This is a genomic window from Flavobacterium sp. LS1R10 (genome assembly GCF_003968825.1).
Taxonomy (GTDB): Bacteria; Bacteroidota; Bacteroidia; order Flavobacteriales; family Flavobacteriaceae; genus Flavobacterium.
The window spans coordinates 988674-1014083 of sequence record NZ_RYDH01000001.1 but is presented as its reverse complement, the minus strand read 5'-3'; the positions used below and the strand labels follow the sequence as shown (position 1 = coordinate 1014083).

General features: G+C 36.5%; 17 protein-coding genes and 3 tRNA genes. 11 read left to right on the top strand and 9 right to left on the bottom strand.

Annotated elements, in window-relative coordinates; genetic code table 11:
• Positions 1-696 carry a MotA/TolQ/ExbB proton channel family protein gene (locus EKL96_RS04420; protein ID WP_126458687.1) on the bottom strand — a complete coding sequence of 232 codons (696 nt, stop codon included), beginning with the start codon at positions 694-696 and terminating at the stop codon, positions 1-3.
• Between the two features lie 129 nt (positions 697-825).
• On the opposite strand from EKL96_RS04420, the gene EKL96_RS04415 reads away from it, so the two are divergent.
• Positions 826-2046, top strand: coding sequence for a bifunctional folylpolyglutamate synthase/dihydrofolate synthase (locus tag EKL96_RS04415; protein WP_126458684.1), 1221 nt, complete (start codon positions 826-828; stop codon positions 2044-2046).
• Positions 2047-2131: 85 nt separating this feature from the next.
• A tRNA-Val gene (locus EKL96_RS04410) sits at positions 2132-2206 on the top strand.
• Between the two features lie 89 nt (positions 2207-2295).
• Here the strand turns inward: EKL96_RS04410 and EKL96_RS04405 are convergent.
• The 3 genes from EKL96_RS04405 to EKL96_RS04395 form a co-directional block, all read right to left on the bottom strand.
• Positions 2296-3750 (bottom strand): FAD-dependent oxidoreductase, encoded by a 1455-nt coding sequence (locus tag EKL96_RS04405; protein WP_126458681.1) that lies wholly within the window; start codon positions 3748-3750, stop codon positions 2296-2298.
• Between the two features lie 355 nt (positions 3751-4105).
• On the bottom strand, positions 4106-5119 hold the full coding sequence (gene galE / locus EKL96_RS04400) for a UDP-glucose 4-epimerase GalE (protein ID WP_126458678.1): 1014 nt from the start codon (positions 5117-5119) through the stop codon (positions 4106-4108).
• Between the two features lie 83 nt (positions 5120-5202).
• Positions 5203-6333 (bottom strand): DegT/DnrJ/EryC1/StrS family aminotransferase, encoded by a 1131-nt coding sequence (locus EKL96_RS04395; RefSeq protein WP_126458674.1) that lies wholly within the window; start codon positions 6331-6333, stop codon positions 5203-5205.
• Positions 6334-6562: 229 nt separating this feature from the next.
• Between EKL96_RS04395 and EKL96_RS04390 the strand changes: the two genes are divergently transcribed.
• The 4 genes from EKL96_RS04390 to EKL96_RS04375 all read left to right on the top strand — a co-directional run bounded on the left by EKL96_RS04390 (position 6563) and on the right by EKL96_RS04375 (position 10863).
• Entirely contained in the window at positions 6563-7816 is a 1254-nt protein-coding gene (locus EKL96_RS04390) for a 3-deoxy-D-manno-octulosonic acid transferase (RefSeq protein ID WP_126458672.1), read from the top strand.
• Positions 7809-8255 carry a GNAT family N-acetyltransferase gene (locus EKL96_RS04385; protein ID WP_126458669.1) on the top strand — a complete coding sequence of 149 codons (447 nt, stop codon included), beginning with the start codon at positions 7809-7811 and terminating at the stop codon, positions 8253-8255. Before EKL96_RS04390 ends, EKL96_RS04385 begins: the two co-directional genes overlap by 8 nt.
• Before the next feature lie 23 nt (positions 8256-8278).
• Positions 8279-10447, top strand: coding sequence for a S46 family peptidase (locus tag EKL96_RS04380; RefSeq protein ID WP_126458666.1), 2169 nt, complete (start codon positions 8279-8281; stop codon positions 10445-10447).
• Between the two features lie 200 nt (positions 10448-10647).
• The gene (locus tag EKL96_RS04375) at positions 10648-10863 is read left to right on the top strand and encodes a hypothetical protein (protein WP_126458662.1); all 216 of its coding nucleotides are present in this window, start codon (positions 10648-10650) and stop codon (positions 10861-10863) included.
• A 162-nt stretch (positions 10864-11025) separates the two neighbouring features.
• Here EKL96_RS04375 and EKL96_RS04370 read toward each other — a convergent pair whose 3' ends face one another.
• The 4 genes from EKL96_RS04370 to mutS form a co-directional block, all read right to left on the bottom strand.
• Positions 11026-11373 (bottom strand): DUF1508 domain-containing protein, encoded by a 348-nt coding sequence (locus EKL96_RS04370; protein WP_126458659.1) that lies wholly within the window; start codon positions 11371-11373, stop codon positions 11026-11028.
• 130 nt (positions 11374-11503) lie between these two features.
• Positions 11504-11589 (bottom strand) — tRNA-Leu (locus EKL96_RS04365).
• A gap of 14 nt (positions 11590-11603) precedes the next feature.
• Positions 11604-11676 (bottom strand) — tRNA-Gly (locus EKL96_RS04360).
• 148 nt (positions 11677-11824) lie between these two features.
• Positions 11825-14461, bottom strand: a complete 2637-nt coding sequence (gene mutS / locus EKL96_RS04355; protein WP_199739568.1) for a DNA mismatch repair protein MutS — start codon at positions 14459-14461, stop codon at positions 11825-11827.
• 158 nt (positions 14462-14619) lie between these two features.
• Here mutS and EKL96_RS04350 point away from each other — a divergent pair, with 158 nt between their 5' ends.
• The 3 genes from EKL96_RS04350 (at position 14620) to EKL96_RS04340 (ending at position 19420) form a co-directional block, all read left to right on the top strand.
• Entirely contained in the window at positions 14620-15063 is a 444-nt protein-coding gene (locus EKL96_RS04350; protein WP_126458656.1) for a DUF1573 domain-containing protein, read from the top strand.
• Positions 15064-15131: 68 nt separating this feature from the next.
• Entirely contained in the window at positions 15132-15668 is a 537-nt protein-coding gene (locus EKL96_RS04345) for an RNA methyltransferase (protein WP_126451746.1), read from the top strand.
• A 20-nt stretch (positions 15669-15688) separates the two neighbouring features.
• Positions 15689-19420, top strand: a complete 3732-nt coding sequence (locus tag EKL96_RS04340; RefSeq protein WP_126458653.1) for a T9SS type B sorting domain-containing protein — start codon at positions 15689-15691, stop codon at positions 19418-19420.
• Between the two features lie 10 nt (positions 19421-19430).
• Here EKL96_RS04340 and folK read toward each other — a convergent pair whose 3' ends face one another.
• Positions 19431-20567 carry a 2-amino-4-hydroxy-6-hydroxymethyldihydropteridine diphosphokinase gene (gene folK / locus EKL96_RS04335; RefSeq protein ID WP_126458650.1) on the bottom strand — a complete coding sequence of 379 codons (1137 nt, stop codon included), beginning with the start codon at positions 20565-20567 and terminating at the stop codon, positions 19431-19433.
• A gap of 136 nt (positions 20568-20703) precedes the next feature.
• Between folK and sppA the strand changes: the two genes are divergently transcribed.
• Together sppA and EKL96_RS04325 are read left to right on the top strand one after the other, a co-directional pair.
• The gene (gene sppA / locus EKL96_RS04330) at positions 20704-22464 is read left to right on the top strand and encodes a signal peptide peptidase SppA (protein WP_126458647.1); all 1761 of its coding nucleotides are present in this window, start codon (positions 20704-20706) and stop codon (positions 22462-22464) included.
• Between the two features lie 186 nt (positions 22465-22650).
• Positions 22651-25263: an AsmA-like C-terminal region-containing protein gene (locus EKL96_RS04325; protein WP_126458644.1), complete on the top strand. Its 2613-nt coding sequence runs from the start codon at positions 22651-22653 to the stop codon at positions 25261-25263.
• Positions 25264-25410: the final 147 nt, after the last annotated feature.

Here is a 25410-nt window from a genome sequence, read left to right as displayed (position 1 = left end):
TTACGATCTTTGAATAATATTTACAAACTCCAGGATTTGTTTTTGAATTTTTAAAGCAAAATTATCAATCTTGCCGTTTAATATATGATATCCGCTGTAGGCAATGATACCAACGATTAAGCCCGCACCACTACTGATCATTTTTTCATACAATCCCCCGGAAATATTACCGATACTAATATTTTCAGTAACTGAAATACTATAAAATATTTTAATTACTCCAGAAATAGTTCCAACAAACCCTAACGTAGGTGCGATTCCGGCTATAAGGCCTAAGTGACCTAACTGCTTTTCCATTTCTCCTATTTCGATATCTGCAGCACGATCCATATTAGATTCAATTTCAATAATTGGTCGCCCAATAACCAGAATTCCTTCTTTTATGATATTTCCTGAAGCCGTATTATTTCGTTCTGCAATAGATCGAGCTAAATCAAGATTCCCTGAATTAAGATTATCACGTACATCGCGCATCAAAAGAGTATCAATTTTTGATGCTTTATTGATATACAAATAGCGTTCTATAATAAGATAAAAAGTGTAAAATAATAGAATCCCGATTGGGATAAGCCACACTCCCCCTTTTAAAAGGAATCCTAAAGTGGATATTTCGGCATTTGAAGCAATTTTTTCAATAACTACGTTTGAAGCAGCGTTGGTAATCGTGTCGGCCTGTAATTGTATAAAACTAAACATATAATATTATTGTATTTTAATCATTAATTCTAAAAATTATTTCAATTTTGCACTAAAGATACTTTTCGATGTACTATTAAACTAAAAAAAACGAAAAATATTTCAAACAATTACTATTTTATTACAAAAATGAACTACCAGGAAACCACCAATTGGATGTTTAACCAGCTCCCGATGTACCAACTTCAGGGCGCCTCGGCGTACAAGAAAGATTTAACCAATGCGCATTTACTCACAGCACATCTTGACAATCCTCAAGAAAAAATAAAATGCATTCATGTTGCGGGAACTAATGGAAAAGGCTCTACTTCGCACATGTTGGCATCCATACTTCAAGAAGCTGGGTATAAAGTTGGCTTGTACACTTCCCCACATTTAAAGGATTTTAGGGAACGTATAAAAATTAGTGGAAAGGATATTTCCGAGGAATTTGTTACTAATTTCATCCATGAACACAAACATTTTTTTGAATCCAATGACATGAGTTTTTTTGAAATGACCGTTGGTTTAGCCTTCGATTATTTTGCCAAAGAAAAAGTAGACATCGCTGTTATAGAAGTGGGAATGGGCGGACGATTAGACGCTACCAATATTATCACTCCATTAGTTTCGGTGATTACCAATATAGGATTGGACCACACGCAATTTTTGGGCAACACACTTGAATCAATCGCTTTTGAAAAAGCGGGAATTATCAAACCCAACCTTCCCGTGATAATAGGAGAATACACTCCTGAAACCCGACCTGTTTTTTTGGCTAAAGCCAAAGAATGCAATTCGGAAATCTATTTTGCTGCTGATTTAATTTCAGAAACCTATCCCTCTGATTTAATTGGCGATTATCAAAGGCACAATAAAAAAACAGTATTAGAAACCATCACCGTTTTAAACAATCAGAACGAATTTAAAATCACTTCTGAAAATGTAAAATCCGGCTTATTGAATGTGATGAAAAATACCGGACTGCAGGGAAGATGGCAACAATTAAGAGAATTCCCCAAAGTTATTTGCGATACTGCACATAACAAAAATGGACTGGAAATTGTGTTGAATCAAATCCAAAAACAAACTTTTGAAGCATTACATATTGTTTTGGGAGTTGTAAATGACAAAGATTTGAACGAAATCCTGCCTTTATTTCCTAAAAAAGCAATTTATTATTTCTGCAAACCCAATATTCCTCGTGGGCTGGATGTTCTAATTCTAAAACAAAAATCGGCTAGCTTTGACCTAAAAGGGGAAATATACAATTCTGTTTCAGAAGCTTATCATGCCGCACTGAAAAATTCCGGAGCAACTGATTTTATATACATTGGTGGAAGCACCTTTGTAGTAGCAGAAATTTTATAATTTTTTTAGTTTTTACTTGCAAATCTAGAAAAGTGGCGTATATTTGCACACGCAATAACGGAAACGAAAGTAACCAAATTGTTTAGGGCGATTAGCTCAGCTGGTTCAGAGCACCTCGTTTACACCGAGGGGGTCGGGGGTTCGAACCCCTCATCGCCCACAAAAACTCCATTATTTCTAATGGAGTTTTTTTATGTTTACTACTTAACGGAACACTTCGTTTATGATCAATATTAAAATTGTTGCGGATCAAATATCTTTTTTCTTTAGACTCCGTCCTCTGGGCGCATTACCCTCTTGAAGCACGATATCAGAATGTAAGAACTCTGCAGCTGCAGCTGAATCGTGCACTTTGATCCCACTGCGTTCTAACATTTCCGCTTCAAACTTCGTTAACACACTTTCCCTTATTCCAACTTTTCTCCATTGAGATAAAGGACTACATCCCTTTGAGATTTCCCGAGCCAGCGAAAGTGCATCTAGCAAGGCTTGATTTGCCCCTTGTCCTTTGAAGGGGCTCATCGGGTGAGCCGCATCACCAATCAAAGTCTCTGCCCCCCATTTCTCCATCATTTCTGACTGGAGCAATTCTCGATCATACACAGGATATCCAGAAATCTGTGCTTTCAGGGTCGCCGCTAAAATCTGAGGAATGGGATCGTGCCACTGCGTTCTACGACACGCTTCTTCCTTGAGTGCTTGAGGTCCTTGAGCGCTTAATGTCTTAGCCTCTTGTTCTGGCATTGGGAAGCTAAGTTGCCACATCACTGAGTCTGACGTATAAGGCATGATGTAGATCCGCTCATTGCCATTGGCGGTTTGAAATACTGTAGCCGAGTCCAGTAAAGAATTATTAAGACCTTCGAGACGGCTTAAAGGACAAATTCCCAATATCACAATACAACCTAGGTATCGTAATGGAGTAATATCCTCCCCAATCAGTAGCGTCCGTACCGAACTACGAATGCCATCGGCTCCAACCACAAGATCTGCTTTGTAGTTCTTTATTTTCCCGTCTATTTGAAAGCTTAAATCAACACCATCCTTACATGCCACAAACGCTACCAACTGATGCCCCCATTGTACTGCATCCTGCCCGCCGAGTTGCTCTAGTAAGGCTAAACGCATCGATTGTCGTGCAATATGTACATTGGAACGCTTGGGAGATGTTTTCGCATCTGACTGTATCCATTTTCTGACTCCCCATTCCCCAATCACTTTTCCTTCTGCAGTATGAACCAGATGTCTTGTTGAAATCACTCCTTCTTTTAAAGAAAAAATACCTAATCCCTCGATCGCTTTACTCCCTTGTTGCAAAGTAAGTCCGTAGCCTTGAGAGCGAGCATCGAAGTTACTGTCGCGTTCAAATAGCGTAAAAGGAATCCCGCGGTGCAAACAAGCCACTGCTAGAGCCACTCCTCCTATACCACCACCGATAATAGCAACGTGTGGGAAGTTTTTTTTATCCGCAACCGGGTGACTATCCGAATGAACCAAACCGAATCCGTAACAGTTCAAACAGGAGTATAAGTGACCCTTAGGATACACTGGAGCCGCTCCTTCGTCTTTTGTTTTTTCAAATAGATCAAATGCTAGTTGATAGCGGAGTCGCGCTTTCTTGCTGATCCCACGACTTTTTTTGCCACGTCCCTGACATTCCGGACAAATAGTCCAGCATGCTACTTCACCTTCCTCTTTTTTCACTTCTTTTTTATTTCACTTGATGTTGACTCTTCGCTACACGAACACGAAGCTAATACTATTGCTGTTGGGCTTTTAAATACAGTCCAGATCCTGACTTTCATATAATTTAACATGAGAAATTTATATTTTTAGTTCTTACCGCTTGTGGCAGTTTTGCAACTTTAATACAAAAAGATAGCAATACAAAACTACTTTTTCCAAATTAAACCAAAAAGGATTCCTCTGAGTCATTTTATTCAAATCCTAGATGAAATGATTCGCAAACAGTTCCGCAAGAACCCCAAAAATCAAAAACCTTCAAGATCAAATGATTTTGAAGGTTTTTGATTTTTGGCATGAAGCAGGCGTGATTTTTTCATCTCCTAATCTTCTGTTCCCATTTCCAGGCACTTGCCATAGCTTGCTCCAGCGTGGATTGTGCTTTCCATCCCAAAATAGTATTGGCTTTATCTGTATTGGCGTAAGCAGAGGTAATGTCTCCTTCTCTGCGACCTACAATTTTATAAGGCAATTTTTTACCACTTACTTTTTCAAAAGTATGAATAACCTCTAATACTGAGCTGCCGGTTCCGGTTCCCAGATTAAAGGTTTCTACTTTAGCCGTATTTTTTTTGTTCAATAAGCGCTGTAGAGCAATTACGTGGGCTTTCGCCAAATCAACTACGTGAATGTAATCGCGTACTGCCGTTCCATCTGGAGTAGGGTAATCATCACCATAAACCGAAAGTTCTTTTCGCAATCCAAAACCGGTTTGCGTAATAAACGGCACTAAATTCTGAGGAACTCCAATAGGCAATTCTCCAATTTCAGTAGAAGGATGCGCCCCAATTGGATTAAAATAGCGTAATAATATAGCATTGATATTAGTAACTTTGGCAGTATCAGTAATGATTTCTTCTCCTATTTGTTTCGTGTTCCCATAAGGAGACATGGCGGTTTGAATAGATGCATTTTCCGTAATTGGCATGGTTTCGGCCTGACCATAAACCGTACAAGAAGAACTGAAAATGAAATTTGCTTCCGGTTTTAGCTGTAATTCCTGCAAAACATATACCAGTGTATTGATGTTATTTTCATAATACAACAACGGATTCTCAACACTTTCGCCCACTGCTTTTGAAGCTGCAAAATGAATGACCCCTGAAATATCAGGATGCCTTTTGAAAAAATTCTGCACTTTTTCTTTTTCGCGCAAATCTAATTTTTCAAAAGCCGGAACTTTCCCCGTAATATTCTGAATTCCGTCCAAAACACTCAAGGAAGTATTCGATAAATTATCAACAACGACAACTTCAAACCCTTCGTTTTGCAATTCCACTACGGTGTGAGACCCTATGAACCCTAACCCACCTGTGACTACTATTTTCATGATTTCTAATTTTGTACAGACGCAATAAACTGCATCTAATCGTTTATAAAAAAGACGCGATGAATCGCGTCTCTACAACAATATTATTTTAAATATTGTAAAACCGAATCCGTGATGAATTTAATTTGCTCGTCATCTAATTCAGTATGCATTGGCAACGAAAGCACTTCCCTGACTAGCTGATTGGTTACCGGAAAATCTTCTTCATTGTAACGGGAATCAGCGTAGGCTTTTTGTAAATGCAACGGAATTGGGTAATAAATAGCACAAGGAATTCCTTTTTCCAATAAGTGCTGCATCAAGCCATTTCTGTCAGCATCAATGATTCGTAACGTGTACTGATGAAAAACGTGACAGTCACAAATTGAACAAATAGTTGGTGCAACGATATTTTTATGCCCTTCAAAAGCCGCAGAATATTTCCTGGCTGCATCTTGTCTGGCTCTTCCATACTCATCTAACAAAGGCAACTTTGCGTTCAAAACGGCCGCCTGAATACTGTCTAATCGAGAATTTACGCCTACTACATCATGGTGGTATCGCTCATACATTCCGTGATTTACAATTCCGCGAAGTTTGTGCGCCAAAGCATCATCATTGGTAAAAACAGCTCCGCCGTCTCCGTAACACCCAAGATTTTTTGAAGGAAAAAACGAAGTTGCTCCTACGTGTCCAATCGTTCCCGCTTTCTTTTTAGTGCCATCCGAAAATTTACAATTGGCACCAATCGCTTGCGCATTATCTTCGATAACGTATAAGTTATATTCTTTTGCAATCGCCATAATCGCTTCCATATTGGCGGCACGACCAAACAAATGTACCGGTACAATCGCTTTTGTTTTTGGCGTAATCGCTTTTTTGATTCCTTCGATAGAAATATTCATATTATATAGATCCACATCGACTAAAACCGGTATCAATTGCAACAAAGCAATTACTTCCACTGTGGCTGCAAAGGTAAAATCGGCAGTGATTACCTCATCGCCTGGTTTTAAATCCAGTCCCATCATGGCAATTTGCAACGCATCAGTTCCATTTGCACACGGAATTACGTGTTTTACATCCAGATATTCTTCTAATGTTTTTTGAAATTGATGAACTTGAGGTCCATTAATATAAGTATTAGTATCTAAAACTTCCTGAATAGAAATGTTAACGGTATCTTTTATTTTTTCATATTGACTTTTTAAGTCAACCATTTGGATTTTTTTCATTACAATTTTTGTTTAATGTTCGAAAGAATACCATTTCTTAATACAGTAAATACTTTCTTAAAACGAAGAACAAAAATAGCTATTTATGAGTTGAAACCAATACAACCTACATTAAAAAAAGATATTATTCAAATGAACTAAAAATGACATTCCTAACAACCAAAATTTAAATATTGCTGTGGAAGAAATTAAAATAAAGAAACCGTATTTTAGCCCCAAAATTTTAATCATGCTTTTTCTCTATACTTTAGTGGTTCAATTTGCTGGTTTTTTATTAAAAATCACAGCACTTTTCAGTCCAAAAATGAAACTTTTTATGGATGGCAGGAAAGTAGTTTTCCCTATTTTGGAACAAAAAATAAAACCTACTGACAAAACAATTTGGTTTCATGCCGCTTCTTTGGGTGAATACGAGCAAGGTTTACCCGTGCTCGAAAAGATAAAAAAGCAGTTTCCTTCGCACAAAATCGTGCTTACTTTTTTCTCTCCTTCGGGTTATGAAGTCCGTAAAAACAATACAGTTGCTGATGTTACAGTTTATTTGCCTTTGGATACCAAGAAAAATGCACAACAATTTTTGAATCTCGTTCATCCGGATTTAGTGTTTTTCATCAAATACGAATATTGGCCCAATTATTTATTTGAACTCAAAAAATCAAATACTAAAACCTACCTGATTTCTGGAATTCTTAGAAAAAATCAACTGTTTTTCAAGTGGTACGGCGGCTTTTACAGAGAAGCGCTGGATGCCTTTACCTACTTTTTTGTTCAAAATGAAACTTCCAAAAAATTACTGCAGCAGTTAGGCAAAACAGACGTTGCTGTTTCTGGCGACACCCGATTTGATCGAGTGGCTACAATTTTAGAAAAAGACAATTCGTTGGATTTTATCTCTGATTTTAAAAACAACACACTCACTATTGTCGTGGGAAGTTCGTGGCCAAAAGATGAAGATTTAATAGTGAATTTTATAAATTCGAATACTTTCAATGTCAAATTTATTATTGCGCCACATAATATAAAGGATGAACAAATTCAGAATTTAAAAAACAGCATTGCCAAAAAAACTGTTTTATTCTCTGAAATGGAGACTGTAGGGACAAGTCGCGACTTGTCCCTACAGGATTTCGATGTTTTTATCATTGACATCATTGGTCTTTTAACAAAAATATACAGTTATGCGGATATTGCCTATGTGGGTGGCGGTTTTGGGAATCCCGGCGTTCATAATGTCTTAGAACCGGCAACTTTTGGTGTTCCAATCCTTATTGGCCCCAACTATTCGCATTTTGCAGAAGCAATTGCTTTGGTCAATATGGAAGCCTGTGTTGCCGTCAACAACCAAAAAGAATTGGACGAAGCCCTTGAAAACCTGATTCATAATGATGATATCCGACAGGAGAAAGGTCATATATCCAGCACTTTTGTACAAATGAATAAAGGCGCCACCACCATTATTTTAAACCATATTTTGAATGATTGAATTTAAACCTCTGGTTGCTACTGATATTGAAACCATTGTCTCGCTGATGCAGGAATTTTATGCCATAGATAATTATCCCATTTCTGTTGATGTGTCCAAAACTTTATTTCAAGAATTTATTTCCAATGAAAATTTAGGAAAAGCATGGCTCATTATATCCGTCAACGAAATTGTGGGCTATCTTATTCTAACCTTTGTTTTTAGTTTTGAACACCAAGGAAGAATTGCTTTTTTAGACGAATTGTATGTCACCGAAAAAGCACGTGGAAAAGGGATTGGTAACGAAGCCATTGCATTTATTACAACTGAAAGTCGTAAACTATCGTTACAGTTGCTTTATCTGGAAGTGGAACCGCACAATGAAAAAGCACAAAAAATGTATCTCGCCAGCGGTTTTGAATCGCACAACAGACAATTAATGAAGTACAAAATCATATAAAATTACACTCTAAATTTAATACTATGAAATTTTTAAAATTATTCTTAGTCCTATTTGTCATTCAGATGCAAGCCCAGCAAGGCGGCATGTGGATTCCTTCGTTGCTAAAAGGAATGAATGAAACTGAAATGAAAAATCTTGGCATGAAAATGTCCGTCAAAGACATTTATGATGTGAATCAATCCAGCATCAAGGATGCTGTACCTCATTTTAACGGTGGCTGTACCGCTGAAGTTATTTCTCCAAAAGGACTAATCCTGACCAATCATCATTGTGGATTTTCTCAAATTCAATCGCATTCTACCGTTGACCATGATTATCTGACAGATGGTTTTTGGGCATACAAAATGGAAGATGAATTACCAAATGAAGGTTTGACAGTTACTTTTATGGTAAAAATTGAGGATGTAACCACATCGATTCTGGAAGGTACTGCTTCCCTTAGTAGTGAAGCCGAAAAACAAAAGAAAATTCAAGAGAACATTACGGCATTGTCTAATTTGTTGCCAAAGGAAAATTGGCAGGAAAATAAAATTCGTACGTTTTACGAAGGCAATCAATACATGCTTTTTGTCACGGAAACCTTTACGGATGTGCGCTTGGTTGGCGCTCCACCTACTGCCATCGGAAAATTTGGTTCTGACACTGACAACTGGGTTTGGCCACGTCACACTGGTGATTTTTCTTTGTTTAGAATTTATGCCGATAAAAACAATCGTCCGGCTGCATATTCAAAAGACAACGTGCCTTACACCCCCAAACACTTCTTGCCTATTTCACTGGATGGCGTAGCCGAGGATGATTTTACATTGGTTTTTGGATACCCGGGCAAAACAAACGAATATTTACCCGCTGTTGCAATTGAGCAAATTATAACCGAACTGAATCCTGCAAAAATCGAAGTCAGAGACAAAGCCCTGAAAATAGCTGATAATTTTATGCGAAAAGACAACGCCATCAAAATTCAGTACGCCTCAAAATATGCAAGTACTGCTAATTATTGGAAAAAATGGATTGGCGAGACACAAGGATTAAAAAAATCAAATGCAGTTACTGTAAAAAGAGAATCTGAGAAAACGTTTCAACAAAAAATAACAAAAGCAGGCAAAGAAAAAGAATATGGAACAGTATTGGCTGATTTTGACAAAAACTACACAGAAATAGCTCCTTATGCGCTAGCAAGAGACTATTTTACAGAAGTAGTTCTGCGCAATACGGAATTGCTCAGTACTGGATACAAGTTATACCAATTAGAACAAGTGTATAAAGCCAAAGGAGAACAATCTTTTACAGACCGAAAAAATAATTTAATACCCGGATTGGCTAATTTTTATAAAAACTTCAATTCAACTGTAGATGAAAAAGTTTTTGAACAATTGATCGAATTGTATGCGACAAAATCTCCAAAACAATTTTTACCGCAAAGTTTGGTCAACGTTAATGCAGGGAATTTGGCCTCGGAAATATATACTAAATCCAAACTTCAAAATTATGCCGGCCTAATAGAATTGCTGTCAGGTGACGCCGGAACTGTTTTAACAAATTTAAATAACGACCCCGGATTCCTGTTAGTTAAAGAAATAGCCGATAAATACGCTAAAGAAGTAGCTCCAAAATATGACGAAATCAACGTGAAGATTACAGCACTGCAACGTACTTACATGAAAGCGCTGTTAGAATTAAACACGGATAGCAGGATTTTTCCAGATGCCAACAGTACTTTGAGAATAACCTATGGAAAAGTAAAAGGATATGAGCCTAAAGATGCTACTGTATACACTCCAATAACCTATTTAGAGGGTGTTATGGAAAAATACATTCCGGGAGATTATGAATTTGATGTTCCTGAAAAACTAGTGAACCTCTACAACACAAAAGATTATGGCCCGTACAGCGAAAATGGTAAAATGCCAGTTTGCTTTATTGGCACCAATCATACTACCGGGGGCAATTCAGGAAGCCCTGCGATTGATGCTTCCGGAAACTTAGTAGGACTTAATTTTGACCGGGTCTGGGAAGGAACAATGAGCGACCTCTATTACGACCCCAGTATCTGCAGAAATATCATGGTAGACATCCGCTATGTTTTGTTCATTATCGATAAATACGCAGGTGCAAAAAATTTAATCACCGAATTAAAATTAGTTCACCCCAAGAAAACCAACTCCTTGAAAAAGAAAAACTTAAAATAAAAATAGCAAAAAAAACGAGAGTATAGCACCAATATTAAACGTTTCTTAAATATTTACTTTGACTGGCACACTATTTGCTTTTTATCCTAGCGTGCATAAAAAATAATATTTTTTAAAAAAAAAATAAAAAAATATTTTACATATTAAAAAATTTATATCTTTGCCAAGAATTAATAATTAACCTTTTATATTAAATTAAGATGAAAAAAGTATTTTTAAGTTTAGCTGCTGTTGCTGTTTTGACTGTTGTATCATGTAAAAAAGCTGACGCTCCTGCTGAAGACGCTGCTGCTGTTGTTGATTCTGCTGCTATGGTAGTTGATTCTGCTGCTGTTGTTGTTGACTCTGCTGCTGTTGTTGTTGATTCTGCTGCAACTGCTACTGAAGCTGCTGCTACTGAAGCTGCAAAAAAATAATTAGAACTCAAATTCTAAAAATTTTAAAGCCATCCGCTATGCGAGATGGCTTTTTTAATTTGCAAAACCTCCTCTTTCGAGAAACAGATTTTCAAAAGCAAAAAAGAGGGTCTTGGCTATTAAACCAAGACCCTCTTTTTTGTAGATTCCTTTATTGAGAAATTAGGCTATAAAAATAAAATCATTCCCCGAAAAATCTAGTATTTCCGAAATTGAGCCATACCGAATAATTTCGTCAATTCCTTTTTGCAAACGCAACGATGTGGTATATTTTCTACTTGTTGCGAAATGATTACCACTTACTATCAATTTGAAATAGAACTTCCCACCGGAAGACTTAAATTTTAAAAAGTCAGCAGTTTCAATTGCTGCTTTAAATTTTTCAATATCTTCTTCACACTCAAATTTCAGTTCATAACTCAAACTTGTAAAAACTATTTTCCCCTTTCTGGAAGTAAAAACAAATTTATATTCGTCATTATATCGTTTACTTATTACGAAAGCTCCCATAGTTTATTAAAATAACAAAAATTCAAATTATGAATCACGAAAAAGCAAGGAGTTGATATTGGTTCCAACAGATTTAGTTTTATTAAAAACCATAAAACAAAAAAAAACCGCTTCAGTTGAAGCGGTTTAGTACTCAGAGCGGGACTTGAACCCGCACGAACATTGCTGTTCACTGGATTTTAAGTCCAGCGTGTCTACCAATTTCACCATCCGAGCATTATGTGGTGTCGAGCGAAAAACGGGGCTCGAACCCGCGACCTCGACCTTGGCAAGGTCGCGCTCTACCAACTGAGCTATTTTCGCATTTTCAATTCTTAGAAAGAACCGCGATACTTGTTCTGTATTGCGGATGCAAATTTAAGACATTTATTGAATTACACAAGCCTTTTTTATGAAAAATTCACAGATTAAAGTTAACGTTCTGATAACCTAAACTTTAAAACAAATAAAATCATTTTCTAGTCAGCATTCTTTTAATTTCATTGAGTTTCATCAGCGCTTCCATAGGCGTAATGGTATTGATATCGAGATTTAGGATCTCTTCTTTGATTTCCTCCAATAAAGGATCATCCAGATTAAAGAAACTCATTTGCATTTGCTCCGCCTGTTCGCCTTTCAGGCTCGAGCCATCTTTTGCAGCTTTAATCCCGTTCAGCGCATCGCTGGAATGATTCTTTTCTAATTTTTTTAAAAGCTTCTGTGCTTTCAAAATAACGATTTGAGGCATTCCGGCCATTTTTGCCACATGTATTCCAAAACTATGGGCACTTCCTCCTTTTACCAATTTTCGAATAAAAAGCACGGTATCTTTCAATTCTTTGACAGCAACATTATAATTATGAATTCTTGGCAGTGATTCACTCATTTCATTCAACTCGTGATAATGCGTTGCAAATAATGTTTTGGGTTTTGAAGGATGTTCGTGTAAGAACTCCGCAATTGCCCATGCGATTGAAATACCGTCATACGTACTCGTTCCTCTCCCAATTTCGTCCAAAAGGACTAAACTCCTATCCGAAATGTTATTCAAAATGGAAGCTGTTTCATTCATTTCGACCATAAAAGTAGATTCTCCCATCGAAATATTATCACTTGCTCCTACTCTAGTGAATATCTTATCTACAACTCCCATTCTCACGCTGTCTGCAGGGACAAAACTCCCCATTTGACATAAGAGTACAATCAAAGCGGTTTGACGTAAAATGGCTGACTTTCCAGACATATTTGGACCCGTAATCATAATCAGTTGCTGCGTTTCTCTATCCAAGAAAACATCATTAGCAATATAAGGCATGCCAAGTGGTAATTGTTTTTCGATAACAGGATGTCTTCCGTTTTTAATTTCCAGTTCGAATGTTTCGTCCAGTTCCGGACAAACATATTTATTTTCGATGGCCAATTGGGTAAAAGAGCACAAACAATCCAGTTGCGCTACTAAATTAGCATTCATTTGAACGGGTTTTATATACGTGGCAATCCAACTCACCAATTGTTCAAATAACTCTACTTCTATCTTATGAATTTTCTCTTCGGCACCGAGTATTTTAGTTTCGTATTCTTTTAATTCTTCCGTAATATAACGCTCTGCATTAACCAAAGTTTGTTTCCGAATCCACTCCGCAGGAACTTTATCTTTGTGCATGTTCCTGACTTCGATGTAATAACCAAAAACGTTGTTGAAAGATATTTTCAACGAGGAAATTCCTGTCAACTGTGATTCGCGTTTTTCGATTCCGTCCAAAAATTCCTTTCCGGAAGTTGATATTGCCCGCAAATCATCTAACTCTGCATTGACCCCTTTGGCAATCGCATTCCCTTTGGCAATAGCCACAGGAGCATCTTGATTGAGAATCGTTTTTATCTTTTCACGCAACAATTCACAGTTGTGCAAACTATCACCAATTACTTTTACAGCTTCCTGCGGGCTTTCCAGCGCCAAGGTTTTTATTGGAATAATCGCATCTAATGATTCTTTTAGATACACAACCTCGCGAGGCGAGACTTTTCCGGCGGCAATTTTCGAAATCAAACGTTCCAAATCAGAAATTTGCTTGATTTGATTTTGGATGTTTTTCAGGACGTCCTGATTGTCTTTTAGATACGAAACTACTTCATGTCTACTTTTTATTTTAGCACTGTCTTTCAATGGCAATGCCAACCAACGTTTCAACAAACGTCCCCCCATTGGTGAAAGCGTTTTATCAATAACATCTAGCAATGTCACCGCATTGGGATTGTAACTATGGTATAATTCCAGATTGCGAATCGTAAAACGATCCATCCAGACATAAGCATCTTCGGCAATGCGTTGAATCGAGGTGATATGCTGCACCCGATTGTGCTGCGTCTCGGATAAATAATATAAAATCGCTCCTGAAGCAATAATTCCTTCTTTCAGGTCTTCGATTCCAAATCCTTTCAAAGACACCGTTTGAAAATGCTTGGTTAAGGTCTCGAATGCATAGTCTTCTTTGTAAATCCAATCCTCCAGATAAAAACTATGATAGTCGTCTCCGAAAATCTCCCGAAAATCATTTTTATTATTTTTTGGAATCAGAACCTCGCTGGGATTAAAATTCTGTAAGAGTTTGTCAATATATTCCGCATTGCCTTGTGCCGTCAAAAATTCACCGGTAGACACATCCAGAAATGAAATCCCTATGGATTTATTGGCAAAAAAAACAGCTGCTAAAAAATTATTCGTTTTAGACTGTAAAACCTCATCATTCATGGAAACACCGGGAGTTACAAGTTCAGTCACGCCGCGTTTCACGATGGTTTTAGTCAGTTTTGGATCTTCGAGCTGATCACATATCGCTACACGAAGTCCTGCTTTTACTAATTTTGGCAAATAGGTATTCAAGGAATGGTGCGGAAAACCGGCAAGAGCCGTCTCGGTTTCAGAGCCCGCTCCACGCTTGGTCAATACAATTCCTAATATTTTAGAGGCACGAACAGCATCCTCCCCAAATGTCTCATAAAAATCCCCAACACGAAACAACAAGCACGCATCCGGATACTTCCTTTTGATCTCGTTGTACTGTTTCATTAACGGAGTTTCTTTAACTTCTTTATCTTTAGATGCCAATTGTATTTGTGTTTAAAAATGAAAAAATATCAGCGAATTTATAGATTTTAAAGCAAATAAATAACCTCCTTAAAAAATTAACCTTTTTTTTAAGAAATATTTAAGGCCTAATTTATTTATTTTTTTTAGATTTGTGACTCTATTAAATTGAAACACACATGAAAAAAATAATTGCCTTCGCTTTACTAGTGGTTTTAGGAGTAACGACTTCTAATGCACAAGAAACATCAAAAAAGATAAAAGCGACTAGCGCCACACTTGCCAAAGTAAATGGAGCAGGAATGGTTTTTGTAACTGAAACCATTGATTATGGTACTATAGCACACAACGCTGAGGGCCGCCGTGAATTTGTATTCACTAACAACGGTAACAAACCCTTAATCATAACTAATGCTCAAGGTTCTTGTGGTTGCACCGTGCCAACGTATCCAAAAGAGCCAATCGCCCCGGGTGCAAAAGGAGTTATTGGAGTAAAATATGATACTTCAAGAGCAGGTCAGGCATTTACAAAAACCGTTACGTTGACAACAAATGCTACTGTTCCTAATAAAACATTGACGATAAAAGGAAACGTTTTAGCAGCACAACCTGCAAAAAGCTAAAATTTTAACGAATACATAAAAAAGCTTCCATTCATTTCGGAAGCTTTTTTTTTGAATACTTTACACACATGAGAAAACTCGAAAATAGTGAACTGGATCGAAAATCCGTTGAGGGTTTTAAACAATCTGAAAAAACACCCCTTATTTTGGTATTAGATGACATTCGAAGCCTGCATAATATTGGCTCTGTTTTTAGAACTGCCGATGCCTTTTTAGTCGAGAAAATATTTTTATGTGGCATCACCGCCACACCGCCACACAAGGAAATTCATAAAACAGCCCTTGGTGCTACTGAAACAGTAACTTGGCAACATCAGGATAATGTTCTTGAAGTTATCGAAAAATTAAAAACAGAAGGCGTTATCACGCTAGCTATAGAACAAGTACAAAGTGCCGTTTTTCTTCAAAATTTTAAAGTTAAAAAAGGAGTGAAATATGCTTTGGTTTTTGGGAACGAAGTCTACGGAGTTTCACAGGAAGCGGTTGCATTATGCGATGGCTCCATCGAAATCCCACAATTAGGCACCAAACATTCTTTGAATATTTCCGTAAGTGCCGGCATTGTGGTTTGGGATTTATTTCAAAAAATGAATTGGCCAAAATAGAAAATTAGTACTTTTATAGAATGAAAACAACTGTTTTTTTTAAAATAATTCTAGCACTTTCACTTTTCATAACAAAGACAGCTTATGCAATTGATCCCCCTGTAATTAAAGCAACAGGAAATCAAATTTATTGTCCAGGAACCTCATTAAATATTGTAAAAACAATAAATATTAGTTTTGACCCCGACGAACCAACTACTGATGCTGTTACAATTCAAATATCTTCTGGGTATGTATCTGGACAAGATCTATTAAAATTAAATAATGCTAGTTTGCATGCTACAATAAAAGCCAACTCTTTTGACCCAACTACTGGAATTCTAAAATTAGTTTCACAAACTGGAAGCAAAATTCCTTATGCTGATTTTGAAGCTGCAATCAAAGATGTTAAATTCTACAATAACAATACTTCTCCATCAGGAAATAGGACTTTTTCAATCAGCTTAGGAACAGGACAACTTAGTTACTTGCCCAGCAATGGTCATTATTATGAATATGTTGCTTCTTCTGGCATTAATTGGACAAGAGCCCGAAATGAAGCCGCAGTCAAAAGATATTATGGCCTACAAGGTTATTTAGCCACTTTAACAGTCGCTGATGAAGCACAATTAGCCGGAGCTCAAGCACCAGGAACAGGATGGATTGGCGGAAGTGATGCCGAAACTGAAGGAACATGGAAATGGGTTACTGGACCAGAAGCAGGAACTACTTTCTGGATGGGGAAAAATAACGGAACAACAACAGCTCCTTTTAATTATGCCAATTGGAACTCACCTAACGAACCAAATGACTCCAGAAATAATGAAGATTACGCTCACATAACTTCTTCGGCAGTAGGAAACCCAGGGACTTGGAACGATCTTCCGGAACAAGGAGATCCACCAGGGAACTACTACCCTAATGGTTACATAGTTGAATACGGCGGTATGCCCGAAGATCCTGTACTTCATATCTCAACAAGTACTACAATTACAATCGCAAAAATTACAACGACAACACCAAGCCCTATTTGTGCTTCAGCGACATGTACACTTCAAGCAAGTTCTACAACTGGAACAATAAACTGGTATGATGCTGAAACAAATGGAGTTTCTCTTGGGACTGGTAATAGTTTTACAACTCCTCCACTTTATACCACCACAACCTATTATATTGATAACGGCTGTACTCCGAGAACTCCAATTATAGTAACTGTAAATCCATTGCCGATTGCAAATCCGGTAATAATTCCTAGACAATGTGATGACAATCAAGATGGAATAATCACTTTTAATACTGCTGTTCTTGAGACAACTTTATTAGGAAATCAAACAAACATAACCGTCACTTATTTTGACCAAAATAATAATCCGCTAAAAGATTCAAACGGAAATTTGGTAACTAGTCCCTTTCCTGCTAGTTTCACAACAACATCACAAACCATAAAAGCTGTTTTGACAAACAATTATTCTTTACACTGTTCTAAAGAAACAACTATTAAATTTATCGCAGACGATTTACCCGAAGCTTTTGCCGTTCCTGCATCCTTAACCACAACTTGTGATGACGAACCAAATCCATTAAATCAAGATGGTAAATTTGCTTTTGACACTGCTACATTTGAAGCTTTCATTCTAAAAGGACAAACCGGAATGATGGTTAACTATTTTGATAAAAATGGATATCCATTATCAAGTCCACTCCCAAATCCATTTGTAACTGCAACTCAAAATATTTTAGTAACAGTAACAAATACAGCAAACACAAACTGCACCGCAACTACAACTTTGAATTTTGTTGTTAATCCTTTGCCAATTGTCAACGATGTTACAATTATTCAATGCGATACTGACTTGATTTCTGACGGAAAGACTCTTTTTAATTTGACAGTAAATAACAAACTAATTTCCGCAAATTACACCAATGAACTTTTTACTTATTATACTTCACAATCAGGAGCTAGTAGTGGTTTTTCAACCGATTTAATTTCAAATGATTTGGCTTTCGAAAACACAACAGCATCGACAATGAATGTTTGGGCGAGAGTTGCCAATAAAATTAGCGGTTGTTATAGCGTTGCCAAATTAACATTAAAAGTCCCAGCTACCAATCTTCTTTCTTCCTATAAAATCACAGTTCCTCCTGTTTGTGATGATTTTTTAGACGTTATTAACAATAATAGAGACGGAATTGCAACTTTTGATTTCTCTTGGACGAAAGCCACAATACAAACTCAACTCCCCATAAATCAAGTTTACACTATAAACTATTTTAGAAACCAAGCTGATGCCTTAGCCGAACTCAATGTGATTGCGGATATTTCAAATTACAGAAATATTGGTTATCGCGATTCTCAAGATATTTGGGTCCGGGTTGAAAGTAGTCTAGATAACGCTTGCGTTGGTTTAGGGCCTTATATTACTCTAAAAGTCGAGGCTTTACCTATTGCTAATTCTGTTGCAATTCCAAGACAATGTGATGATAACAACGATGGAATATTTTTATTCAACACTTCCTCACTTGAATCTGATTTATTAAAAGGCCAAAACAACGTAACGGTTACTTATTTCGATCAAACCAATAATCCTTTGAAAGATGCCAACGGTGATTTGATCATGAGTCAATTTCCGGTAAATTTTCTTTCCACTTCGCAATCCATTAAAGCTGTGATAACTAATAACACGCCGCAACAATGTTTTGAGAAAACTATAATAAATTTTGTCGTAGATGTTTCTCCAAAAGCATTTTCTATTTCTCCATCTTTGATAACAGCTTGCGATGACGAAGCGAACCCAATAAATCAAGATGGGAAGTTTGCCTTTGACTCCTCAACATTCGAATCCACCATTTTAGGCGGACAAACAGGAATGATTATCAAATATTATGACCAAAATAATGACCTTTTACCAAGTCCATTGCCTAATCCTTTTATAACAGGGACTCAAAATATTACAGCAACAGTAATAAATCCACTAAACACTTCTTGTACTACCACCACAACTTTAAATTTTGTTGTTAATCCAATACCGAAAATTAACTTGAATGCCAATGGTAGTGAAAATGAATTGGTTTGTTCTAATCTTCCCAGTTTTTTTGTAACTCTGGATGCTGGGATTCAGGATGGGTCTCCCACAAGCAATTACACCTACATTTGGTCAAAAGACGAAACTATCTTGATTGGTGAAATAGCCCCAATTCTTTCAGTAAACGCCGAAGGAAATTATGCTGTCCAAGTAACAAATAGTTCAGGTTGCAGTAAAATTCGAGCCATAAAAGTTACCGCTTCTGATTTGGCACATATCAAAAGTATTGATATTGTAGATTTAACCGATATAAATACAGTAACCATAGAAGTAACAGGCAAAGGAAGTTATGAATACAGCATTGATGAACCCAATGGATTTTGGCAAGACTCCAACTTCTTTACCAATGTTCCAGCTGGAGTTCATATTGTTTATATTAATGACAAGAATGGATGCGGTCCTGTTTTTCAAGAAATTGTAATTGTAGGTGTGCCAAATTTTTTTACACCAAACGGTGATAGCTATAATGATTATTGGAATATAAAAGGAGTGAATGAAACTTTTAATTCAAAATCCATCATCTACATTTATGACAGATACGGAAAACTTATAAAACAATGGATTCCTTCAGTAAATCTGGGTTGGGATGGCACCTTTAACGGAATCCCTTTACCTGCAGATGATTATTGGTTCACCTTAAAACTGGAAGATGGCAGAGAAAAAAAAGGTCACTTTTCGCTAAAAAGATAATTTTCAAATTTTAAACCTTAATTTTCTTTTGGATTTCTTCTAAAATATACAAATAATCTGCTTGATTTTTTACAAAATCCCGATCAGAAACATCAATAATCAGCACATTCAAATCGGTTTGGGATTTAATGTAATCCAGATAACCACTGTTGATTTTATCCAAATATTCAGCCGGGATTTTTTGTTCGTAGCTTCTGCCACGTTTCTTAATATTTTGTAGCAGTCTTTCGGAATTTTGATACAAATAAATATACAAGTCCGGTTTTGGCATTTCTCTGTAAATGATATCAAAAAGATTGCGATACAGGCGGTATTCGTCCTCGGCCAATGTTATTTTGGCAAAAATCAACGATTTAAAGATATGATAATCGGCAACCAGAAAGTCTTTAAACAAATCAAATTGTGCTAAATCATCTGATAATTGCTGGTATCTATCTGCAAGAAATGACATTTCAAGTGGAAACGCATACCGGTTTTGATCTTTGTAAAATTTAGGTAAGAAAGGATTATCTGCAAAACGTTCCAATACTGTTTTTGCATTAAAATCCTCAGAAATTTTAGTAGCCAAAGTTGTTTTTCCTGCTCCGATATTCCCTTCAAAAGCAACATAATTAAATTGCTCCAACGGAACATTCTGCAAAGGATTCACTAAATTCTGAACTACTGTACAAACACTTTCATCTGGAGACAAAGCCAATAATTCCGAAATATTTTTTTGAAGAATGGGATGCTTCCAATCTAAATTTAAGTCCTGCACGGGTAACAAAACAAAATTCCTGTTCTGCATTAAGGGATGTGGAATTTGGAGTTTTTCAGTAGTAATAACTTCCGAGTCGAAAGCAATCATATCTACATCAATTGTTCGTGATTGATACCCCTGCGCCTTTGTTCGCAAACGTCCCAATCGTTTTTCCACTTTTAAAATCTGTGTTAGCACTTTATGAGCCGAATTAAAAGTATGCAAAACCAATGCACAATTATAAAAAGCATCACTTTCAAAACCCCAAGCAGGAGTTTCATATAATTTAGAAACTTTGATTACCGTCCCTATTTCCTTATGTATTACTTGTAAACAATGTTCGATATTTTCCAATCGATTCCCCTGATTACTTCCTATCGATAAAATGACCTGATGCTGTGATTTCATAATTAGATGCAAATTAACTAAAGAATTTTAGAATTAGCAATATATTTGTATGCGGTGTTGCTAATCAAACTTGGGATTTTCCCCCACGGCTTGTAACATTTCAATGTTTTGTACGACTTATAAAAAAAATATAATTATGAAATTTTTAGGAAATGTATTAGCGACTATTATAGGTATTTTTGTTTTCTTCATGTTATTCTTTTTTGGAATAATCCTTGTTGGAGCCATTTTTGGCGGTGAATCTGAAGGCGTTACGATAAAAGATAATACTGTTATTGAACTGAATTTAGAAGACATACAGAATGATTATGCCGGAAAATACAAAGATCCGTGGATGACTATTTTTTCAGAAAACAAAAAAGTAGGTTTATCTGATATTATCAATGCCGTTGAAGCGGCTGAAACGGATGATGATATCAAAGGAATTTCTATATTGAACAATGTTTCATCGCTAGGAATGGCTCAGAGTAAGGCCTTGAGAGATGCTTTGGAACACTTTAAAAAATCAGGAAAATTCGTCATGGCTTACGCCAACTCCTATTCGCAAAAAGAATATTACTTAAATTCTGTGGCCAGTCCCATTTATATAAATCCTGTGGGAGATATGGATTTCAAAGGACTTTCTGCTGAACTTATGTTTTTTAAAGACTTTCAGGAAAAATCAGGTCTAAAAATGGAAGTAATCCGCCATGGAAAATACAAAAGTGCTGTGGAGCCGTTTTTAGAAAATAAAATGAGTGATGCCAATAGAGAACAAACGACAGCTTTACTGAATTCTGTTTGGAACTCCATCACCACTGACATTGCTAAAAGCAGAAACATCTCTGTGGCTAAATTAAATGAAATTGCCAACGGACTTCTTGCAAGAACTCCGGAAATGGCAAAAAACCAAAAATTAGTAGATATCATTGCTTATGAAGATGTGTACCATAATGCCATACGAAAAGTGCTTAATGTAACTGCAGATAAGGAATACAACAAAGTATCTGTAATTGATTATGCACAGAAAATCGCTACCACTTCCCAAAGTTCTGACAGCACGGATGAAATTGCCATTATTTATGCCCAAGGAGAAATTATGGGTGGCGAAGGAGATGTCAATGTGATTGGTGAAGGTTCAATGCGTCGCTCGTTACAAGAAGCTCGAAAAAACAAAAATGTAAAGGCAATTGTACTTCGCATTGACAGTCCGGGCGGAAGTGCTTTGACCTCAGATTTGATCTGGAGAGAGATTGAACTGACTAAAAAAGTAAAACCCGTAGTCGTTTCTATGGGTAATTATGCGGCTTCAGGCGGGTATTATATTGCGTGTAATGCCAACACTATATTTGCTGAAGCAAACACAATCACTGGTTCCATTGGTGTTTTTGGAATATTGCCAAACTTTACGCCATTAGCCACTAAAATAGGAATATATACGGAACAGGTTAAAACACATGAAAATTCCGCCAATTACAGTCCTTTTGTTCCCATTGATAAAAACTTCAAAGCAGTTACGCTGGAAGGTGTGGAACACATTTACAAAACTTTTGTAACCCATGTGGCTGAAGGACGCAAGATGACATTTGCACAAGTAGATGCTATTGCGCAAGGTAGAGTTTGGACAGGTTCAGAAGCCTTGAAAATTGGACTCGTAGATAAAATTGGAGGATTAGATGATGCTATTGCGAAAGCGGCTTCCTTGGGGAAAACAAAAAATTACAGCACTCAAAATTATCCGGAATACGAGAAAAACTTTGATGATCTTTTAGCAAATCTTCCTTTTGCAAAATCGAAAGCAGATTTTATAAAAGAAGAAATAGGGGAAGAAAATTATCGTATTATGCAGGAAATTAAAAAAATACAAATGCAAAAAGGCGTTCAAGCCTTAATGCCGTTTGAAATTAACATGCATTAAAGAAAAAGATAAAGCTGCTATTAAATCCGTTTTTGCATTTGCTTAAACGGATTTTTTCATACAATATAGTTAAAGTATTGTTTATAAAAACACCATAAAAGTTACACTGCCCTAAAAATACTATTTTTGTAAAGGAATACAAGGCACCATTTTTGCCAAAGATATAAATCTAAAGACATTCAAATCATGCTAAAGAAAGTTTTAAAAATCATCGGAATACTCGTTATCCTGCTCGTCTTGACTTTATTTGCAGCTCCTTTTCTGTTTAAAGACCAAATAAAAGCCAAAATTTCTCAAGTCATCAATGAAAAGGTAGATGCCAAAGTCACTTTTGCAGAAGCGGATTTAAGCTTATTCAAAAATTTTCCTAATGCAAATGTAACACTGGAAAAACTAGTCATCATAAACAAAGCTCCTTTTGAAGGCGACACATTGCTATCACTGGGCGAATTGAATTTAAAAATGTCTATTAAGGAACTTTTTAAAGGCAAAAATGAAGCGATAGTTATTGACGGAATCACTTCGAAAAACGGATTAATAAATATCATTTTCAATAAAGACGGACTAGGGAATTATGACATTGCATTGAAAGAGAAAAAAACGGCAGCCGATGGAACAAGCAGTCCGTTATCCTTAAAAATCCAAGAGTATAAAATCGAAAATTTCAAGTTTCGTTATTTTGACGAAAGTTCAAAAATAAAAATGGTTGTCGACAGTTTGAACCACGAAGGAACTGGAGATTTTGCAGCCCAAAAATTAGATTTGGTAACCAAATCTACTGCAAAAATATCGCTGGATATGGAACAAGTCAATTACATGAAAAATGTTGCTTTGACTCTGGACGCCGTTTTGGGAATCGATTTAGAAAAAAGTAAATACACCTTCAAAGAAAATAAAGCGTTAATCAACCAATTGCCGCTGGAATTTGATGGATTTATTCAAATGGTGGAAGCCGGTCAACAGTATGATTTAAAATTTAAAACGCCTACTTCCTCCTTCAAGAATTTCTTGGGAATAATTCCTGCAGCCTATGCCTCACGATTAGACAACGTAAAAACAACCGGTGATTTTACTGTGGCAGGTTTTGCAAAAGGTTTGTATTCTGACACAACAGTGCCAAAATTTAATATAGAAATCGCTTCCCATAATGCTTCCTTTAAATACCCTGACTTACCAAAAACGGTTCAAAACATCATTATTGACACAAAAATCACCAATGAAACCGGAATTTTAAATGACACGTATGTCAATATTGACCAACTTTCTTTCAAGATAGATCAAGATGTTTTTAATGCCAAAGCCAACATCAAAAACATTACTCAAAACGCACTAGTTGATGCCATGTTAAAAGGAACTATCAATTTGTCCAATCTTTCTAAAGCGTATCCTATAAAACTCGATAAGCCATTATCCGGGATTTTAAAGGCTGATGTGACTACAAAATTTGATATGCAATCAGTAGAGAAAAGTCAATATGAAAACATTAAAAATGCGGGAACCATGAGTGTATCGGGTTTTAATTATGCGGATGAAAACGGCAAAACCATGAACATCAGCAATGCCTTGATCCAATTTAATCCTAGTCAAGTCAATTTGAAAGAACTGAATGCGACTACCGGAAAAAGCGACATTAGTGTAACGGGAGTATTAGAAAACTTTTACGGATTTATATTTAGAAATCAAGAATTGAAAGGAAACTTTTATATGAATTCTAAACAATTGGCCATTGACGATTTTATGACAACTGGTGAAACGACTAAAACGGCAACTAAAAAAGCAGATGCCATGAAGATTCCTGCTTTCTTAAATTGTACGCTTACCGCAAAAGCGACTACGGTGCTATATGATAATCTGACTCTGAAAGATGTTTCGGGAAAACTGATTGTGAAAGATGAAAAAGTGACTTTAGAAAATGTAAAAACATCTATTTTTGGGGGAACTATTGCGGTGAATGGAGCTGTTTCCACAAAAGGAAAAACACCGGTTTTTAATATGGATTTAAAATTAAATCAAGTCGATATTGCGCAATCCTTCAACCAACTGGATCTGTTGAAAAAAATTGCTCCAATTTCCGGAATCATCAACGGGAAATTAAATTCAAGCATCAAATTGAACGGGAATCTTGATGCAACAGCACTGACTCCTGACTTGAAAACCCTTACTGGAGATTTACTAGGACAACTGCTTTCCACGACTGTAAACTCAACTAATTCGACTTTGCTGACCGCTTTAGGTGCTAACTTGAAATTCATTGACGTCAGTAAAATCAATTTAAATGATTTGAAAGCGGCAGTTACGTTCAAAGATGGAAAAGTAAATGTAAAACCTTTTGATATCAAGTACAAAGACATCAAGGCAACCATTGGAGGAACGCACGGTTTTGACCAAAGCATGAATTATAATTTAAAATTTGATGTTCCCGCTAAATATTTAGGTTCAGAGGCCAATGCTTTAATAGCAAAATTATCTGCTGCAGATGCGGCAAAATTAGAAAGCTTTCCGATAAATGCTGTATTGGTGGGTAATTTTACAAATCCAAAAATCACAACGGACATCAACAGTGCGGTAGCTAAATTGACCACTAAACTCGTAAACCAACAAAAAGACAGACTGGTAAAACAAGGAACGTCCGCTTTGACGGATTACATCAATAAAAACAAAAAGCCAGGAGACACGACAAAAACGGCCACTCCTAAAATTCCGGTAACTAAGGAAGAAGTAAAATCTAAGGTCGCAGCATTATTAAACGGATTTTTTAATAAGAAAAGTAAAGCAGTAGATACGACAAAAGTAAACTAAAGTAACTTTACAAAATATAATAAAGAGGATTTTAGGTGATGAAATTCCTCTTTTCTTGGCTAGCAATATTGGGTTTGTGATTTGTCTCCATGATGTTTTCGTGTAGCTGTACGTGCGTAAAGGATGGTAGCGGCATCCTTTTATGAA

Excerpts from the sequence above, each read along its gene's own strand:
- EKL96_RS04340 (WP_126458653.1), top strand. The coding sequence starts at position 15,689 with ATGAAAACAACTGTTTTTTTTAAAATAATTCTAGCACTTTCACTTTTC.
- EKL96_RS04325 (WP_126458644.1), top strand. The coding sequence starts at position 22,651 with ATGCTAAAGAAAGTTTTAAAAATCATCGGAATACTCGTTATCCTGCTC.
- EKL96_RS04390 (WP_126458672.1), top strand. The coding sequence starts at position 6,563 with ATGCTTTTTCTCTATACTTTAGTGGTTCAATTTGCTGGTTTTTTATTA.
- galE (WP_126458678.1), bottom strand. The coding sequence starts at position 5,119 with ATGAAAATAGTAGTCACAGGTGGGTTAGGGTTCATAGGGTCTCACACC.
- folK (WP_126458650.1), bottom strand. The coding sequence starts at position 20,567 with ATGAAATCACAGCATCAGGTCATTTTATCGATAGGAAGTAATCAGGGG.
- sppA (WP_126458647.1), top strand. The coding sequence starts at position 20,704 with ATGAAATTTTTAGGAAATGTATTAGCGACTATTATAGGTATTTTTGTT.
- EKL96_RS04370 (WP_126458659.1), bottom strand. The coding sequence starts at position 11,373 with ATGGGAGCTTTCGTAATAAGTAAACGATATAATGACGAATATAAATTT.
- EKL96_RS04385 (WP_126458669.1), top strand. The coding sequence starts at position 7,809 with ATGATTGAATTTAAACCTCTGGTTGCTACTGATATTGAAACCATTGTC.
- EKL96_RS04420 (WP_126458687.1), bottom strand. The coding sequence starts at position 696 with ATGTTTAGTTTTATACAATTACAGGCCGACACGATTACCAACGCTGCT.
- EKL96_RS04415 (WP_126458684.1), top strand. The coding sequence starts at position 826 with ATGAACTACCAGGAAACCACCAATTGGATGTTTAACCAGCTCCCGATG.
- EKL96_RS04375 (WP_126458662.1), top strand. The coding sequence starts at position 10,648 with ATGAAAAAAGTATTTTTAAGTTTAGCTGCTGTTGCTGTTTTGACTGTT.
- EKL96_RS04350 (WP_126458656.1), top strand. The coding sequence starts at position 14,620 with ATGAAAAAAATAATTGCCTTCGCTTTACTAGTGGTTTTAGGAGTAACG.
- EKL96_RS04345 (WP_126451746.1), top strand. The coding sequence starts at position 15,132 with ATGAGAAAACTCGAAAATAGTGAACTGGATCGAAAATCCGTTGAGGGT.
- EKL96_RS04380 (WP_126458666.1), top strand. The coding sequence starts at position 8,279 with ATGAAATTTTTAAAATTATTCTTAGTCCTATTTGTCATTCAGATGCAA.
- EKL96_RS04395 (WP_126458674.1), bottom strand. The coding sequence starts at position 6,333 with ATGAAAAAAATCCAAATGGTTGACTTAAAAAGTCAATATGAAAAAATA.